Annotated in this window: 13 protein-coding genes; 8 read left to right on the top strand and 5 right to left on the bottom strand. The window is 36.7% G+C overall.

Annotated elements, in window-relative coordinates; all coding sequences use genetic code 11:
* Positions 1 to 600, bottom strand: coding sequence for a thymidine kinase (locus NHF50_RS05755; protein WP_109568792.1), 600 nt, complete (start codon positions 598 to 600; stop codon positions 1 to 3).
* A gap of 102 nt (positions 601 to 702) precedes the next feature.
* Here NHF50_RS05755 and NHF50_RS05750 point away from each other — a divergent pair, with 102 nt between their 5' ends.
* Positions 703 to 1674 carry a hypothetical protein gene (locus tag NHF50_RS05750; RefSeq protein ID WP_252775340.1) on the top strand — a complete coding sequence of 324 codons (972 nt, stop codon included), beginning with the start codon at positions 703 to 705 and terminating at the stop codon, positions 1672 to 1674.
* Between the two features lie 93 nt (positions 1675 to 1767).
* Positions 1768 to 2439, top strand: coding sequence for a 16S rRNA (cytidine(1402)-2'-O)-methyltransferase (gene rsmI, locus NHF50_RS05745; RefSeq protein WP_252775339.1), 672 nt, complete (start codon positions 1768 to 1770; stop codon positions 2437 to 2439).
* Positions 2440 to 2443: 4 nt separating this feature from the next.
* On the opposite strand, the gene NHF50_RS05740 is transcribed toward rsmI, so the two are convergent.
* Both NHF50_RS05740 and NHF50_RS05735 read right to left on the bottom strand, forming a co-directional pair.
* Positions 2444 to 3016 carry a hypothetical protein gene (locus NHF50_RS05740; RefSeq protein WP_252775338.1) on the bottom strand — a complete coding sequence of 191 codons (573 nt, stop codon included), beginning with the start codon at positions 3014 to 3016 and terminating at the stop codon, positions 2444 to 2446.
* Entirely contained in the window at positions 3000 to 3533 is a 534-nt protein-coding gene (locus tag NHF50_RS05735; RefSeq protein ID WP_252775337.1) for a hypothetical protein, read from the bottom strand. The genes NHF50_RS05740 and NHF50_RS05735 overlap by 17 nt, the downstream gene beginning before the upstream one ends.
* 101 nt (positions 3534 to 3634) lie before the next feature.
* Between NHF50_RS05735 and NHF50_RS05730 the strand changes: the two genes are divergently transcribed.
* Complete coding sequence (locus tag NHF50_RS05730) at positions 3635 to 4060, top strand: OsmC family protein (RefSeq protein ID WP_252775336.1); 426 nt, start codon at positions 3635 to 3637, stop codon at positions 4058 to 4060.
* A gap of 47 nt (positions 4061 to 4107) precedes the next feature.
* Here NHF50_RS05730 and ade read toward each other — a convergent pair whose 3' ends face one another.
* On the bottom strand, positions 4108 to 5730 hold the full coding sequence (gene ade / locus NHF50_RS05725; protein ID WP_252775335.1) for an adenine deaminase: 1623 nt from the start codon (positions 5728 to 5730) through the stop codon (positions 4108 to 4110).
* A gap of 149 nt (positions 5731 to 5879) precedes the next feature.
* Between ade and recJ the strand changes: the two genes are divergently transcribed.
* Together recJ and NHF50_RS05715 are read left to right on the top strand one after the other, a co-directional pair.
* Positions 5880 to 7577, top strand: coding sequence for a single-stranded-DNA-specific exonuclease RecJ (recJ, locus tag NHF50_RS05720; RefSeq protein WP_252775334.1), 1698 nt, complete (start codon positions 5880 to 5882; stop codon positions 7575 to 7577).
* Positions 7567 to 8829: an MFS transporter gene (locus NHF50_RS05715; RefSeq protein ID WP_252775333.1), complete on the top strand. Its 1263-nt coding sequence runs from the start codon at positions 7567 to 7569 to the stop codon at positions 8827 to 8829. Before recJ ends, NHF50_RS05715 begins: the two co-directional genes overlap by 11 nt.
* On the opposite strand, the gene NHF50_RS05710 is transcribed toward NHF50_RS05715, so the two are convergent.
* Positions 8826 to 9572: a UDP-2,3-diacylglucosamine diphosphatase gene (locus NHF50_RS05710; protein ID WP_252775332.1), complete on the bottom strand. Its 747-nt coding sequence runs from the start codon at positions 9570 to 9572 to the stop codon at positions 8826 to 8828. The two genes, NHF50_RS05715 and NHF50_RS05710, sit on opposite strands and share 4 nt — an antisense overlap.
* A 163-nt stretch (positions 9573 to 9735) precedes the next feature.
* Here NHF50_RS05710 and NHF50_RS05705 point away from each other — a divergent pair, with 163 nt between their 5' ends.
* The 3 genes from NHF50_RS05705 to NHF50_RS05695 all read left to right on the top strand — a co-directional run bounded on the left by NHF50_RS05705 (position 9736) and on the right by NHF50_RS05695 (position 18671).
* Entirely contained in the window at positions 9736 to 15783 is a 6048-nt protein-coding gene (locus tag NHF50_RS05705) for a fibronectin type III domain-containing protein (protein WP_252775331.1), read from the top strand.
* Positions 15784 to 15845: 62 nt separating this feature from the next.
* Positions 15846 to 16781, top strand: a complete 936-nt coding sequence (locus NHF50_RS05700; RefSeq protein ID WP_109568783.1) for a type IX secretion system membrane protein PorP/SprF — start codon at positions 15846 to 15848, stop codon at positions 16779 to 16781.
* An 18-nt stretch (positions 16782 to 16799) separates the two neighbouring features.
* Complete coding sequence (locus NHF50_RS05695; protein ID WP_252775330.1) at positions 16800 to 18671, top strand: OmpA family protein; 1872 nt, start codon at positions 16800 to 16802, stop codon at positions 18669 to 18671.
* Positions 18672 to 18788: the final 117 nt, after the last annotated feature.

Genomic DNA, 18788 nt, shown 5'->3' with positions numbered 1-18788 from the left:
TTACTTATTGTCGTTTTCTTTGTTTTTCTTCATCGCTCTGAAAAAAGCGGCACGGCTAAGCGGTTCGTATTCTTCCGTCTCGCCGAGTAATACCAATTTATCGTCTTGCGATTTTCTAAAGCTGTAATTCGCTAAATTTCCCGTTCGGGTACAAACGGCATGTACTTTAGTAACATATTCGGCTGTAGCCATCAAAGAAGGCATAGGTCCAAACGGGTTGCCCTTAAAGTCCATATCAAGTCCGGCTACAATAACGCGAATGCCTTGATTAGCAAGGTCGTTACAAACCGCTACGATCTCATCATCAAAGAATTGCGCTTCATCAATTCCGACCACATCACACCCTTGAGCTAAAATGCGGATGTTCTCAGCAACCGGAACCGGAGTAGAGCGAATTTCATTTGCATCATGAGACACCACCATCTCTTCATGATAGCGGGTATCAACAGCGGGTTTAAAAATTTCTACTTTTTGTTTGGCAAATTGAGCACGTTTCAGTCTACGGATCAATTCTTCGGTTTTACCCGAAAACATTGAGCCGCAGATCACTTCGATCCAGCCAAATTGTTCAGATTGGTTTACAGTATTTTCGAGAAACATTTTGTATCTTTCGGGAAATTAATATTAAATTCTGCTACATTTGTAGTCACAACAAATTTATTAAAAAAGCATCCATATTTTCAATTTCTATTCCATAAAGTTATGAAGAAAAAGTTAGAAGGAGAGTTAATCAGTATAGCTCATAGGGTTTTAAAATTAAAAAATCGTTCTGAGACTAAACAATTACAGGAAGAGGCCAAAAAATTATATGAACAGTTAACGATTTTGAGGTTTTATGAAGAAAACTTTGAAATTGTAAAAGAGGAAATAGCACCTGAAGTATTAGAGGAAAAGTTAGAAACCATTTCTCAGCAAACTGTTGTGGCTGAGCAATCGGATGTAGTAGCACAAGAAGAACAAGTAGAAGTACAAGAACCAACAGTGGAGGAGGAGCCTGCTTTTGAACCTGAGGTTGCAGCAGAGCTGGCGGAGGAAGAGCCAACACAACAAGAAGAAATAGAAGCCGTTGAAGTTGTAGAAGAAGAGACCGTTTCGGAAATAGCATCTGAACCACAAGTAGCTTTGTTTGATGATGTTTTTGCAGCGGATTTCAAGGAATTGGATTTTGTTAAGGTAGAAGACGTTCCGCAGGAAGTAGAGCAGGTTGCCGACCTAACTTTTAAAGCAGCGCCGGAAACAGATGAATCTCAAGAACAATTAACTGCAGAAGACAAACAAGAAGAACCTGTTGCAGTTATCGAAGAAACAGAGATAGAGCCCCAAGCTGAGCCGGTTGTAGAACTAAGAGTTGACAAAACTAACGTTCAGGAGATCGTAATAGAGGAAGTGCCTGAGGTCGTTTTTGAAGAACCTAAAGCAATGTCCTTGAATGACCGATTGAACAAAGGCGGAATCAATATCGGGTTGAATGACCGCATTGCTTTTGAGAAAAAACTTTTTGATGGTAGTACTGACGATTTTAACCGTGTATTGTCACAATTAAACACATTTGACTCTTTTGATGAAGCCAGAGGCTTTATTGATAGTTTTGTGAAACCTGATTATAACAATTGGGAAGGTAAAGAAGAATACGAAGTTCGTTTCTTAGAATTCGTAGAAAAGAAATATTTATAATTTTTGGGGTGTTTCCTTTCAGGGCGCGCTTTCACTACTCGCTTCCCGCCTCACAGGGCGGGAGAGCTCAAACAAACGTTCAATCGCTAACACATGGGAAAACTATACCTTGTCCCCACACCTATAGGTAATTTAGAAGACATGACCTTCAGAGCTATCAAAGTGCTCAGAGAAGTAGACTGTATTTTAGCAGAAGACACACGCACAAGTGGAAAACTTCTAAAGCATTTTGAAATTGCAACATCCATGCAAAGTCACCACATGCACAACGAACACAAAACCGTTGAAAATCTGGTAAAGCGCATACAAGGGGGCGAAACAATTGCTTTAATCAGCGATGCCGGAACACCGGCGATTTCTGATCCGGGTTTTTTGTTAACCAGAGCTTGTGTAGAGAGCGGAGTTGAGGTAGAATGTCTTCCGGGAGCTACGGCTTTTGTGCCGGCTTTAGTGAATAGTGGTTTGCCTAACGATAAATTTGTGTTCGAGGGTTTTTTACCCGATAAAAAAGGACGCCAAACCCGTTTTTTGGCTTTAGCTGAAGAAACCCGAACTATGATTTTTTATGTTTCACCACATAAATTGAACAAAACATTAGCGGAATTTGTACAATACTTTGGTGCCGACAGACCAGTTTCGGTTTCCAGAGAAATTTCAAAACTACACGAAGAAACCGTTCGCGGTACTGCTGAAGAGGTCTTAAAACATTTTGAAGCTAAACCTGCAAAAGGCGAAATAGTAACGGTTGTTGGCGGGAAGAAATAGTTGTTTAATCAATTGAAATTAGATAATAATTGTATGATTTGAACTTTTCATTAGTTTTAAATTCTTCCATTATACCTTTTATGTCATTTATAATGCTTGTCCCTAATTTTGTCGAAAAAATAAATAATAGTATTTTATTACCTTCTAATTTAATCAGTTCGTTTTTTGAATTGATGTAGTTAATATCTAAAATTTTGGTAGGGACAAGTTTTTCTCCAATTAAGTCAGGATTGTTTTTTATAAGATTAGTAACTCTTGAATAGCAGGAGTTATTTTCTTGAATAAAATCATTGTCAATTTTTAATTTTCGATTAACAACAATTCCATAAATATAGGCTACTTTTTCTTCGATTATATAATTTATAAAATCATTTTTTTGTAAGCTGTCTACAAAAACAATATTTTCAGTGTCTAAATTATATTTTTCTTTAATTTTTATTAAATAATCTTCTTTTGTAGTGTAATCAATAGATTTGTTTACGCCATTTGATAAATTATACAATGGCTTACAAGAGAAAGAGATTACTCCTAATAAAGCAATTAGGAGTAATAAAATGATTTTATTTAACTGGAACATCAATTATTATTTCGTCATTAGTGAAAGTTGAAGGATAATCTCCTATTATTAGAGTAACGTCCCCGAATTCTAACTCTTCATCAACATTAAAAGTTTCAAAGTCATTTATTGTATTACCATTTTTATTAATTAATTCAATTGGAAAGTGGAAACTTATTGATTCATTTTCTCTGTCAATTATTGCGGCTACCGTTGTAGTTGTTTCAGAAATACTTGAATAAATTTTACCTTTTGGATTTGAAACACAGTTTACAACCCATTCACCTCCTTTTGTGCAAAACCAAAACCCACTTTCACAATTTTTTTTAGGTCTATGAAAATGAAATGAATCAAATTCATAGCTTAAAACGGCAACCATTCCGTCTGGGCAAGGTCCACCAGCAGGTAATTTACTAGTAATTGTTGGATCGTTAATCAAATTTTGAGAACTACTTAGTTCCTCAGAATTATTTTCACAAGAAAATAATAGAACTAAAGTAATTGCAAATAATCCAAATAATAATTTTTTTGTTTTCATTAATGAAATTTTTAAGTTTATTGTGTAAAAGAAAAAAATAAAAATAAGAAAAACAATTTTTTGTATTTTTTTTCTTATTTTTATTTAAAAATGTTTTTTTTATGACAACACATACAGTGACTACAACTTGGAAACACAACATGCAGTTTGAATCCACAAATCCCAGCGGAGAAACTTTATTGATCAATGCCGCACCGGAACACGGCGGAGGCGGAGAAGGATTGCGTCCTAAAGCTTTGATGCTTTCTGCTTTGGCAGGATGCTCAGGTTTAGATGTCGCTTCTTTAATGGAAAAAATGAAGTTAGAAGTTGACGATTTCAAAATTGAAACCGTTGCCAGCTTAACAGAAGAACACCCGAAAGTATATGATGCTGTTACCGTAGAATACCATTTTTATGGCAGCAATTTAAACGAAGCTAAATTACAGCGTGCAGTCGATTTATCGGTTGAAAAATACTGTGGTGTTATGGAAATGTTCCGTCAATTTGCGAAAATTGATATTAAGGTTTTGTTTCATAAATCGTAATCATTGTCGTTTCTCACTACGGTCGAAATGACAAGTCTGGTATTAATTTACTCCACTTCTAAATCCACAAAAGAAAACGCATTTCCGCTAAACAATCCTTTATCAGAAAGTTTTAAATCAGGAATGACCAATAAAGCCATAAATGAAAGCGTCATAAATGGCGCTTTTAACGAGCTTCCCAATGTTTTTGCCATTTGGTCAATTTCCTGATATAATTTTCCGGTTTCCCAACCGTCTTTATCACTGATAATTCCGGCAACAGGTAAAGGTAAAACTTTCTGTTCCGAACCGTTTACAGCGCAAACACCACCTTTGTTTTCAATTAAAAGATTAACCGCTTTACAAATTTCTTCGTCAGAAGTTCCTACTGCTACAATATTGTGGCAATCGTGTGCTACCGAACTTGCAATGGCGCCTTCTTTTAGCCCGAAATTCTTAATAAAAGCGATAGCCGGTCTTGCGTCCTGATAACGGTTAACAACCGTCATCTTTAAAATATCATCAGTAGTGTTGGAAATCAAATTCCCATCTTGTGTTAGAGAAGTATGATGGATTTCATTGGTAATCAATTGTCCTTCTAAAGCTTCAATAACTCTGATTTTATTTGCTGAACTCAATACTTCAAAATCGCTTATATTTTTAAGAGAAGTGTTGAAATTATTTGGTGTTTCAAAAGAAATTTCCGTAATAAACGATTTGCCGTTTTCAGCGATTAGTTCACCGTTTAAATAGGTTTGAAGTACTTCAAATTGAGCCAAATCTTTTACGACAATAAAATCTGCCGGATCATTTTCTTGTAATAATCCTACGTTCATGTTGTAATGCTTCACCGGATTGATACAAGCGACTTGTAATGTTTTAAAAACGTCTATTCCTTTGGTAACAGCTCTGGCACAAAGAGCATTAATATGACTTACAATTAAATCGTCAGGGTGTTTGTCGTCCGAACAAAACATCATATTTTCATAATGTTCAGGAAGCAAATCGATTAATGCTTCAAAGTTTTTAGCGGCACTTCCTTCGCGAATGATGACTTTCATGCCTAAGGATAATTTTTCGGCAGCTTCGTCATACGTAAAACATTCGTGATCGGTAGTTATTCCTGCTGAAATATATTTTTTTACAGCATCACCTCGTAAACCGGGTGCGTGACCGTCAACAGGTTTGTCGAAATGCTTTGCCCAAGCAATCTTTTTCATAACTTCTTCGTCTTCATGAAGTACTCCGGGGTAATTCATCATTTCAGCTAAATAATGAATATCAGGGGAGGCTAAAAGTTCTTTAATGCCTTCTGAATCAATTACAGCACCAGCGGTTTCAAAAGAAGTAGCCGGTACACACGACGGAGCTCCGAAATGAAATTTCAGCGGAACTTTTTTACTGTTCTCGATCATGAAAAAAACACCTTCAGCGCCTAATACATTAGCAATTTCATGCGGATCGGAAATAGTGCCTACGGTTCCGTGTAAAACGGCAATTTTAGCAAATTCTGACGGAACTAACATAGAGCTTTCAATATGAATGTGTGCATCAATAAATCCGGGCATGATGTAATGTTTCACATTGTGTTCTTTTTCTATGACGGATTTAATTTTTCCGTTTTCTACGGTGATTTCACCGGGAAAGATTCTCTTATTGAAAATGTCAACAATTTGTCCTTGAATTTGCATTTTAATGGGTTTTAAACAGATCTTTTTCAAAATTAAATAAAAAATAAGACCAACGCTAAAAACAATAATTTTAATTCGACATTTCTGTTTACATTTGTATTTCGTACATGCCAAAATCAATTATTCAAATCATTAAAATGTAATTTAATATGCGTTGGAATTTTAAATCAAAGCCACAAAAAGAAAAAGTACAAGCCTTACAACAAGCGTTGCAAGTAGATGAAATTATTGCTACTTTATTGGTTCAAAGGGGAATTGAAACCTTTGAGCAAGCCAAAGAATTTTTCCGCCCGACTTTAGAAGATTTGCACGATCCGTACTTGATGAAGGATATGGATAAAGCGGTGAATCGGATTGAAAGTGCTATTGTAAACGGAGAAAATATTTTAGTTTTCGGAGATTATGATGTCGATGGTACTACTGCTGTTTCTCTGGTTTCTTCTTATTTAAAAACGATTACACCTAATATTGCAACTTATATTCCCGATCGATATACTGAAGGTTACGGTGTCTCTTTTCAGGGAATTGACTTTGCTGATGATAATGATTTCTCCTTAATTATTGCATTAGATTGTGGGATCAAGTCTGTTGAGCATGTACAATATGCAAAAGACAAAGGTATTGATTTTGTAATCTGCGATCACCACCGTCCGGGAGAAATTTTACCGGAAGCCATTGCGGTTTTGGATCCGAAACGAAAAGATTGTTCGTATCCTTATGATGAATTGTGTGGTTGCGGAGTTGGGTTTAAATTGATTCAGGCCTTAGGAATAAATCGAGATCAAACAATAGATGATTTAGTTTCATATCTGGATTTAGTAGCAACAGCCATTGCGGCCGATATCCTTCCGATAACCGGAGAAAACAGAGTTCTGGCTAAATTTGGTTTGGAAGTTATTAATAAGGATCCGAGACCCGGGATCAAGGCTTTGATTCAAAATCTGAAGAAAAAGCAATTAACCATTTCTGATGTGGTGTTTTACATAGCGCCACGAATTAATGCAGCAGGACGAATTAAACACGGAGATTATGCTGTTCGATTACTAACAGAGTTTAATTTGGAGCAAGCCGTTGAGTTCGCTTCTGAAATTGAGTTGTTCAATGCTGATAGAAAAGATCTGGACAAACAAATTACGCAGGAAGCTTTGCTTCAAATCGAAAAAAACGAGGAGGGCGAAAATTTCAGTACGGTAGTGTATCAGGAAGATTGGCATAAAGGTGTAATAGGAATAGTAGCCTCGAGATTGGTGGAGAATTATTATCGTCCGACTATAGTTTTTACAAAGAGTGGAACTAAATTAGCGGCATCTGCACGTTCCGTGCAGGGGTTTGATGTATATAATGCGCTGGAGGCTTGTTCCGAATATCTGGAACAATTCGGCGGGCACATGTATGCTGCCGGAATGACGCTTTTAGAAGAGAATTATAAAAAGTTTAAGGAAGCTTTTGAAAAAGAAGTTAAAGCTACAATTCAGCCTGAGATGTTGACACCTGAGGTTTCAATTGATGCTGAAATAGAATTAAATGAAATAACGCCTAAACTTGTTCGGATTTTAAAACAATTTGAACCTTTCGGACCGCAGAATATGACACCGGTTTTTGTAGCATACAATGTTATAGATTCAGGTTATGCAAAAACTATCGGAGCTGAAGATGAGCATTTGAAATTATATCTGAAACAGGGAGATTCTACAGGCTTTGGAGCAGTGGGCTTCGGTTTGGGGAATAAATTAGATAATGTAAGCAATAGAAAATCATTTGACATGGTTTTTTCTATAGAAGAAAACGAATGGAAAGATGTCGTTTCCATTCAATTACAAATAAGAGATATACAGAATGAAGCCTAAAAAAGATCCGTTTTCATCCTTGCGGATAAAAGAATTCCGTTGGTTTATTTTAATGCGTTTAGCCTTGGTTTTGGCTTGTTCTATGCAATTTGTTTTAGTGGAATGGGAAGTTTACAGTATAACTAAAGATCCTTTTTCATTAGGATTGATCGGTTTAATGGAGGTGATTCCGGCTGTGAGTATGGCTTTGTTTGCAGGACATATAGTAGATCAAAATGAAAAACGAGGCTTGTTATTGAAATGTTTGGCGGCTTTGGTATCTATTAGTTCTATGTTGTGTTTATTAGTGTATTCTGAATTTACAGAACATCTGGATGAAAAAATAGTATTGTGGACCATTTACGGGTTAGTGTTTTTAGGAGGAATTGTAAGAGCTTTTATTATTCCGTCTGTTTTTAGTTTACTAGGTTTGATAGTTCCTAAGAAAGAATATCCGAATGCAGCGACCTGGAGTAGTTCAACGTGGCAAATATCAGCAGTTTTTGGTCCTGCAATTGCAGGTTTTGCTATTGGTTGGATCGGGGTTTTTTGGTCATTGGTTTTTGTAGTATTTAGTATTTTAATAGCAATCGGAGCTTTGTTTCAGGTGGAAAGAAAGCCTATTTTGAATCAGAAACTGGGCGAACCGATGTTGAAAAGTTTAAAAGAAGGATTGGATTTTGTGTTCACGCACAAAACAGTTCTTAACGCTATGGCACTCGACATGTTTGCTGTTTTGTTTGGCGGTGCTGTAGCACTACTTCCGGTTTTTGCACAAGATATATTAAAGGTAGGTTCGCAAGGATTCGGAATTTTAAGAGCTGCACCTGCAGTGGGAAGTTTGCTGACTATGTTGATCGCCACATCTTTACCGTTACACCGACAAGCAGGGAAAAAATTATTGACGGCTGTTTTTGGTTTCGGGATCTGTATTATTGTTTTCGGATTGTCAACTAATTTTTGGCTGTCGGTTTTTGCCTTGTTTTTAAGCGGAGTGACAGACGGAATTTCAGTGGTTATTCGTCAAACAATCCTGCAGATATATACTCCGGATCACATGCGCGGCAGGGTTTCGTCTGTGAACTCTATTTTTGTCGGATCATCTAATGAATTAGGTGCTTTTGAAAGTGGGTTTACTTCAAAATTAATGGGAGGAGTTGTGAATGCTGTTGTTTTCGGCGGAATTATGACTTTAGTGGTTGTTACAGGTACGGCAGTTGTTTCACCCAAATTCAGAGAGTTAGATATAGAGAAGGATATGGAAAATCTCTAATATTTTTTCAGTTCAAACTTTTCGCCGTCAAAAACGCCATAGGTAAAATAACTGATCCAGTCTCCTAAATTGATATATTGTGAGTTTTTGCCAACATTAATCACTAATGGTAGGTGGCGGTGACCAAAAACAAAATAATCGTAATGTCTGGTTTCTAATTTTCTCTTAGTATATTGAACTAGCCATTCGTTTTCTTCTCCTAAGAACTTTACGTCTTCTTCTCCGGATATCAATTTGTTCTTCACAGAAAGATATTGTGCTAATCGTACTCCCAAATCAGGGTGTAACCAGCGAAACAGCCATTTTGAGAAAGGGTTGGTAAAAACTTTTTTCATGCGTTTGTAACCAAGATCACCAGGGCCCTTTCCGTCACCATGACCGATTAAAAACGTTTTACCGTTAAAAGTAAATTCTTGATTGTCGTGGTATACGGGAATATTGAGCTCTTTTTCAAAGTAATCAAACATCCAAAGGTCGTGATTGCCTACAAAGAAATAAATAGGTATTCCGGAATCCCGGATCTCAGCCAGTTTACCTAATACTCTTATAAAGCCTTTAGGAACAACTGTTTTGTATTCAAACCAAAAATCAAATAAGTCGCCTAAAAGGAAAATAGCTTCGGCTTCTTCTTTTACTTCATCCAACCATTTTACAAATTTTTGTTCGCGTGGAAAACTTCTCTCAGGTGTAGGGGCTCCGAAGTGCTGGTCAGAAGCGAAAAATACTTTTTTATTTTTATTCAACTTTTATTGATTTTTATTAGAGACTTTGCAAAAATAACTAAATAATAAATTGGTTATATAACAAAATTTTAGGTAAATGTTAATTTTTAGAAAGAATATTTATTAGTAGTTTTAAATTGTTAAATTTGGCAAATTAATCAAACCATAACAAAAAATTAACATAATGAAAAAACTTTTACTTTTTTTCATGTCATTAAGTTTCTTGTTTTCTTCAGGTCAGGTCTTGTTTGAAGGATTTGAAGGAACAAGTACGCCTGCTGCAGGAGACTGGAGTTTAGGATCAGGTACTTGGAAGATTTTTGACAATGGAATTGGATTGGCTCAAACTTGGCAGCCGACAACATCTGCTGTGTATGCCGGGTCAAGAGCTGCTTTTCTTAACAAAGAGAATGTTACAGACGGGACAACTGCATTAGACTGGTTGGTAACTCCGCAGGTAGCAGTGCCGGCAGACGGGCAATTGCGTTTCTTTACAAGAAAAACCCAAGCCGCTAACTATGGTAGTATTTATACTATCAGGGTCTCTACTGCGACCCAAACAACAGCTACTGATTTTACGATTGTTCAGACATGGACAGAAAGTGATTTGGTGGCTAACTTTAGCGTTTACGAACAGAAAGTAGTTGACCTAGCAGCTTATATAGGTCAAAATGTCTACATCGCTTTCGTTATGGAGACGGACAACGGAGATAGATGGTTGGTGGATAATGTTTATGTTGATTCTAAATGTGATCCGGTAACCGCTTTAACCGCGGGTTCCATTTCTGATACTTCTGCAGACCTTAGCTGGACTTCAGGAGCTCCTATTTATGAAATAGAATACGGTATTACCGGATTTGCTCCGGGTACAGGTACGGTTATTACAAATATTACCGGTAATAATTATCTACTAACGGGTCTCGTAGCAGGAACAACTTATGATTATTATGTAAGAGCAGACTGTGGGGGAGAAAATTATAGTGATTGGACGACTGATCCATATACTTTTACAACGGCATTATGTCCGATAGCAGATCAGTGTGTATTTAATTTTATTATGACTGATTCAGGAGGAAACGGTTGGCAAGGAAATACTATGACCATTTCTCAAAACGGTGTTGATGTAGCAACTATCGGTTCTACATTTACTTCCGGTGGAGGGCCGGTTACAGTAGGGGTACCGTTATGCCAGGGTCAGCCTTATCAACTTTTCTGGAATAGTGGCGGAACAAGTCCAACTCAGGTGGGCATTGAGATCCAGAATCCTTCTACGGGAACTACAGAGTTTACACATGCTCCGAGTACTAATCTACAGAATTCTATCTTGTTCCAGAGTATAGCAGCATGTACACCACCTACTTGTCCTCAGCCGACAAATATTACAATATCAGGTGTTAATTCAGATTCCGGGTTAATTACATGGACAGATAATACTTCTGGTAATGCATCAGAATGGAATATTGTTATTCAACCGGCAGGTACAGGTTATCCGGATGCAACTACAACGATAACAGCAACTGTAAATAGTACTTCTTACAATTTCTCAGGATTGAATTCAGATACAGAATATGAAGTTTATATCAATGCAATCTGTGATGCAACAACAACTCCTGATCCGAGTTTTTGGTCAGGACCTCAAAACTTTGCGACAACTAAGGATTATTGTGGAGGAGATTCATTTACTGATTCAGGAGGAATCGGAGGGAATTATTCAAATAATGAGAATGTAATAACGACTATTTGTCCTGATAATCCGGGAGATATAGTTACGGTTATATTTAACTCTTTTCAAACAGAATCTTGTTGTGATCACCTATTAGTTTATGACGGGGATAATACTTCAGCTCCTTTATTAGGAGATTATGTAGGAACAAACATTCCGCCGATTCTTGTTTCAACGGCAGCTTCAGGTTGTTTGACATTTCAGTTTACATCTGATACTAGTATAGTTTCATCGGGTTGGGATGCAACAGTTATCTGTGGTCCGCCACCAGCGTGTGCGCAACCAACGGATTTATCAGTTACAAATATTACATCTGATTCAGCGACATTGTCATGGACAGATAATAATACTCCTGCAATTAGCAGTTGGCAAATTGTGGTACAACCGGTAGGTTCAGGATATCCAACCAGTTCATCAACTACTATTCCTGTTACTTCTTCAACGTATACGGTTCAGAATTTAGATCCAAATACTTCTTATGAATATTATGTGTTGGCAGATTGTGGCGCAACAGACGGAGTAAGTTATTGGACAGGGCCGTTAGCGTTTAATACGCTTTTCCCGGGATGTAATGGCTCAGATCCCGCAGGGAATGAGTGTGTTACTGCAGTTCCGGTATGTACTTTAGATGGTTATTGTGGTAATACTTCGGGAACGTATACAGTTAATACTTGGCCTGAATTGTCAAGTGCATTCTGTGGGTCAATTGAAAATAATTCATTTTTGACTTTCCAAGCTACGTCTACTTCAATTACATTAGATGTAAACGTAGGAAACTGTACAAACGGTAGTGGTATTCAGTTTATGGTCTTTACTGCTACTCAATGTGGAAGTGGACCTGTTACCGAAATTGAGTGTTTCTTTTCTATGAATCCAGGGGTTAATACTTTGAATATAACTGGTTTAACACCTGGCGTGACTTATTATTTAATGATTGACGGTTTTGCCGGTGCAATATGTGACTATTCTGTATCTGTAGCTGCTGGTTCAGGTGGTTCAACAGCAACAAATGTTAATATTGTAGAAGATGATACTACAATATGTATGGGTGAATCTATCACATTAAATGCAACCGGAGGAAATGGTGTGTTTAACTGGTCAACAGATTGGTCACCTGCTCCTGAGCTTGATACAACAACAGGAAATATTGTAGTGTTTACTCCTACAGCTCCTGGTGTATATACAATTACAACAGAAACAGACGATACTAATACAATTTGTGCTACTTCTGACTTTGTCGTAATTACAGTTTTAGATGATACAGATCCGTCGTTCTCAAATCCGGGACCTATCTGTCAAGGATCTCCTAATGTAACGTTACCGACATCAGACTCAAATGGTATTACAGGTACATGGACACAAGGAGGAACGGCTGTTACAGAAATAGATGCAACTACGGCTGGTATCTACGACTATATATTTACTCCGGATGCAAGTTTCCAGTGTGCTGATCCGTTTACGATGCAAGTACAAGTTTTAGCAACATGTACATTTAATGCTTATTCAACAGCTGTTTATTTAGATAATTGTGAGACTACTGATCCGGGAGAATATTTTAATACCACCGGTTCAGATTCATTTGATGGAGGAGCTTTGAATACGTTCTCTAACAATGACTTAGGTACTTATGTTCAGAATTCAGGTAACTTAGTATTAAAAGGTGGAGCATTAAAGTCATTCAAAACAGCTACATCAAATGTTTGTGGTGGTAATATGTATTACCGTGTATATGAAGCTTCTGCTACGCCTGGAACTTTTACAACTATTCCGTTTGCTTATGTAGAAGATTGTGGTGCCGGAAATACTTTTACTTCAGGAGCCGTTTGTAATCCGGGAGATCAGATGTGGGCTGAGCTTTCTCAAGCGATTGATCTAACAACTAATGCACCGGGAGACTATTATTTAGAAGTTTATTATGATTTAGTAGGGGATAACAATGACCCTACTCAATGTGATGATACTATTTTAGTTGATAATGCAGGTAATAATTTCGTTGCTTCGTTCTCAATTCAAAATACACCTAGTTTTACACAACAAAATGAGGAATGTAATAGTTCAAATGCTGTAATCACTATTGCAGGATTTAATCCTGGCGATGTTTATGCAGTAACTTATCAGGATGATACAGCAGTTGTAGGTCCTGTTAATTATACAGCTACATCTAACGGGGATATTATTATTACGGGATTAGATGCCGGTACATATTCAGATTTCAGTTTCGTTATTAACGGATGTACTATTTCTGATCCGACACCTATTGTTATTACAAATTTTGCACCTGTAGTAACACAAGTGACATCAAATGATCCGATTTGTTATGGTGAAGACGCAGTGTTCACTGTTGTAGCAACACCTAACTTTAATATAAGATATACAATTAATGGCGGAGCGCCACAGACTATAGGAGTTGATAACACCGGAATAACAACAATTACTATTCCTGCTCCTGCTGTTGGTACGGTAGATTTAGCATTAACTAATATTTTCAATACAGTATGTGATGTAACAGTTTTTGATACTTCTTCTGTAACGGTTAATCCATTACCGACTGCTAGTATATCGGCTGCTTCTCCTTACACATGTTTAGGAACTGATGCGATATTCAATATAACCGGTACGGCAGATGCTGAAGTTAATTATTCAGTAAACGGTGGAGCAACACAAATGTTGACTCTTGATGCAACAGGAAATTATGTTCTTAACATAACTTCAACAACTAATTTAGAAGTTGTGTTGTTAGATGTAACAAATCCAACGACTAACTGTACAAATACAATCGCAGGACAGGTTGCAACAGTTGCAATAGTTTCTGTGCCTGATGTTGTATTAGATGAAGTAGTTCAGCCGACATGTGATGTTCAAGAAGGAACAATTACTATAGCAGAACCATTAATTTCTCAATTGAATTATCCAGGAAACTTATTTATTTCTGAAGTGACTGATGCTTCTAATAACGGATCGTCACAGGTGAAATTAAATTATATTGAAATTTATAACGGAACAGGGGCACCTGTAGATTTAAGTAACTATAAAGTTAAAGTAGATGCTAACGTGGATTGTGAGATAACATTAAGCGGAATGTTAGCAAATGATGATCTAATAGTTGTGAAATATGGTACGGCTACTCCGATTGCCGGTGTTGCTTATGATTTTGAATTTACAGGATGTACGGGTGATATCAATAACAATGATATGGTACTGTTAACAGATTTAAATGACGTTGTAATTGATGTTTGGGGACAATTAACATACTTTACACCAGGAAATCAGGTAGGATATAACTATAAGAGAAATACTTTAGGGACAACCCTTCCTTCACCGATCTGGGATCCGGCTGATTGGACGGTTACAGACTGGACATCTTATGCTACAGACGACTATTCAGATGTTGGTATCTATACTTTATTTGTAGCGAGTTATGAATATATCTTAAGTGATGGTAATAACTCTACGACGATAACTGTTCCTGATCCGAATGATTTATCACAGTTGCCAACATTTACTAATGTGACTCCTGGTACATATACTGTGACAGCTTATGATACAGCGGTTGGATGTTATTCAGCTAGTTTAAGCGTTACAATAGATCCGGCTCCGGCGGCTGTTCAAGCAACATTTGATCCGGTAACATTGTGTTTAGGCGATATTAACAATATAGCACTACCGACTACTTCATTAGAAGGTTATACAGGTCAGTGGACTTATGGGGGAACAGCTGTAACAAATATTGATACATCAGTAGCAGGAACATTTACGTATGACTTTACTCCGGATGCTGGTCAATGTGCAACAGCCGGTACTTTAGCAGTTACTATAACAGATGCAGCTCCTGCAACATTTAACCCTGTAACATTATGTTTGGATGATGTAAATGCAGCTAATATAGCGCTACCTGCTACTTCATTAGAAGGTTATACAGGTCAGTGGACTTACGGTGGAACAGCAGTAACGAATATTGATACATCTGTAGCGGGAACATTTACATATGACTTTACTCCGGATGGAGGTCAATGTGCTGCTCAAGGAACATTAGACGTTACAATTAGCGATAAATTAAATGTGTCTTTTGAAAGCGTTGAGATTTGTGCTAACGCTGCTTTAGAATTCCCAGTAGAATCTTACGAAGGATATTCTTTAACAGGTACATGGAATCCGTCTGAAATAGCTACAAGTATAGGAACTTATACTTATACCTTTACTCCGGATGATGTTTGTTATGCTCAAGGTACTTTTGTAGTTGATGTTATTGCTTGTGAAATTCCGAAAGGAATCTCTCCTAATGGTGATGGCTTAAATGATGAATGGGATTTAACATCTTTCAATGTAACTAAAGTAGAAATCTTTAACCGTTACGGATTGAAAGTTTATTCTAAATCGGGTTATACAGATGAGTGGCATGGACAATCAGACAATGGTAATGATTTACCTTCTGCTACTTACTATTATGTGGTTGAGTTCAATGACATGCCGACAAGAACCGGTTGGGTTTATATCAATAGAGAAGAGTAAAATTAGTAGAGTAAGCTTCCTCTTTAAAAAAAGAGGAAGCTACCTTAAAAAAGCATTTAATAATGAAAAAACTTTTATTAGTTATAATTACGTTGCTGGGAATCTCAAATGAGATGCTAGCTCAGCAAGACCCCCACTATACTCAATACATGTATAACATGAGTGTAATGAATCCTGCCTATGCCGGTTCTAAGGAGAATTTAGCCTTAGGGTTATTGTATAGAAAGCAGTGGGTAGATATTGAGGACGCTCCGACTACAGCTACTTTTTTTGGACATAGTCCCGTTGGTAAGAATGTAGGTTTAGGGCTTTCGGTTATTTCAGATAAGATAGGTCCGGTTGAAGAAAATAATATTTACGGAGATTTCTCATATACATTAAACTTAGGCGGAGAGCATAAATTAGCTTTTGGGATCAAAACTGGTTTAACTTTGCATAAAGTCGGGCTATATTCTGATATCGGAAATGGTCATGTTCCGGATGCGAATGACCCTGCTTTTCAAGAGAATGTGAGTAATACCTATTTTAATATTGGTTCGGGACTTTTTTACTATACCAATAAATACTATGTTGGTTTCTCAGTTCCTAATATGTTAAAATCAAAACATTTGGATTTATCTGTGAATGGTGATCAATACCAGTTCGGTTCTGAAACGTCTCACTATTTCTTAACGGGGGGATATGTATTTGATCTTTCTCAAACGGTAAAATTCAAACCGTTTTTCATGTTGAAGTCAGCATTTAATGTTTCTCCTTCATTAGATCTATCAGCTAACTTTTTGTTTAATCAGAAGTTTGAAATTGGTGGAACTTACCGATTAGATGACAGTTTCGGAGCGATGGCCAGTTATGCAATTACTCAAAATTTAAAAATTGGTTATGCATATGACCATATTATTTCTGATTTGAAAGTAACAACGCCTTCATCTCATGAGATTATATTATTGTTTGATTTGAACTTCCCTAAGAAAGTTTCAAGTTCACCAAGATTTTTCTAACCTAAAAGCGATAACGACATGAAGAAAATTTTTATTACACTTAGTTTTGTGATCGCTTGTGAGATGTTAAGCGCACAAACAAAAGAGACAAAAGCAGCTGATAAGCTTTTTGATCGATATGAATATACCGAAGCTGCTAATGAATACCTGAAACTTGCGGATAAAGGAAACGGGGATTCTTACATCAATAAACAATTAGCAGAATGTTATTATAATGTTTTCAACTCTAAAGAGGCAGTAAAGTGGTATGCTAAAGTGGTTGAAGAACCTCAGGATGCAGAAACATATTTTAAATATGCTCAAATGTTGAAGGCAGAAGGTAAATATGCAGAAGCGGATAAGCAAATGGATAAATTTGCTTCTTTAGCGCCAAAAGACCAAAGAGCTATTGCCTATAAAGGAAATCCGAATTATTTAACAGCACTAAAGGAACAGGCTAAATTGTTTGAGATTGAACCATCAGATATCAGTAGTGATAAATCTGATTTCGGAGCTGTTTTGACTGCTGATAACACCATTTATTTTACCAGCGCCAGAAATACAGCTAGAAAAACTCACGGCTGGAATGATGAGCCTTATTTGGATATTTATAAAGCGACTTATAATTCAAACGGAACAATAAGTGAAGCAACTGAATTAGATGGTGTAAATACGAAATGGCACGACGGACCGTTGGCAATTACAAATGATGGTAATACTATTTATTTTGCCAGTGAGAGTTTCAATGAAGGTCAGTTTGAAAAAGAAAAAGCTAGCTACCAAACATTGAAAAAAGGTAAGATTTACTTATACAAAGCAACTAAAGAGGGAGATACATGGGGAAATAAGAAATTGCTTCCTTTTAATGATACTACTTATTCTGTTAGAAACCCAAGTATAAGTAAAGACGGAAAAACTTTATACTTTTCTTCCGATATGCCGGGAGGTATAGGCGGAGAAGATATTTGGAAAGTTTCTGTTAACGGTGATGAATACGGTGAACCGGTTAATTTAGGTTCGCTTGTAAATACAGAAGCAAATGAGAGTTTCCCTTTCATTGCTGATGATAATGTTTTATATTTCGCTTCTGACGGAAAACAAGGTTTCGGAGGTTTGGATGTTTACAAGGTTGATTTAAACAAGAGTGATAAAGCCGTTAATTTAGGTGCTCCTGTAAATGGAGAAAAAGATGATTTTTCATTTGCTTATAACAAAGACAAAAAAGTAGCTTTATTTTCTAGTAATAGAGCAGGAGTAGATAATATTTATATTGCAACACCGATTTGTGGAGTTAACGGATTAGTAATAGCTAAAAATGCAAAAACAGGAGAAGTTATCGAAGGCGTAAATGTTATTGCTTTGGATGACAAAAATGCTACTGTTGCAACAAAATCAACAGCTATGAATGGAAAAACAGCTTTCAATTTACTTTGTGATAAGTCGTATTCATTCCAAGCAAGTAAGTCAGGATTTGAGCCTGCTGTAACTACGTTAAACCCATCTGAAGGTGGTGATCAGATAGTTGAAATATTATTAGAGCCAGTTAAACCAATTATTACTGAAACAGAAGTTATTTTACAACCAATCTTCTTTGAGTTCAATAAGAGCAATATTACTGCGCAAGGAGCTGAAGAGTTGGATAAGTTAGTTGAAGTAATGAACGAGCATCCGGATATGGTTATCTTTGTAAAATCACATACGGATAGCAGAGGTAGTGATCGATACAATATGAACTTGTCTGACAGAAGAGCTAAAGCTACTGTACAATATGTAATTTCAAAAGGAATTGCTAAAGATAGAATTTCAGGTCAAGGATTTGGTGAATCAGAGCCAAAAATTGAATGTAAAAAATGTACGGATGAGGAATATGCTCAAAACAGACGTTCTGAATTCATGATTGTGAAAAAATAAGACATTTCTCTTATAACTAAAAAGTCCCGCATTGTGCACTGCCCCCAAAAAGTTAGACACTATTTGGGGGTATTTTTATGGAAAGAAAAGTCAAGTATAATTATGCATTTAAGCTTG

This window comes from Flavobacterium sp. NRK F10, from assembly GCF_024054235.1.
GTDB classification, from domain to species: Bacteria; Bacteroidota; Bacteroidia; order Flavobacteriales; family Flavobacteriaceae; genus Flavobacterium; species Flavobacterium sediminis.
Note: the sequence above shows the minus strand (reverse complement) of the source record. Positions and strands in the feature narration are given on the sequence as shown.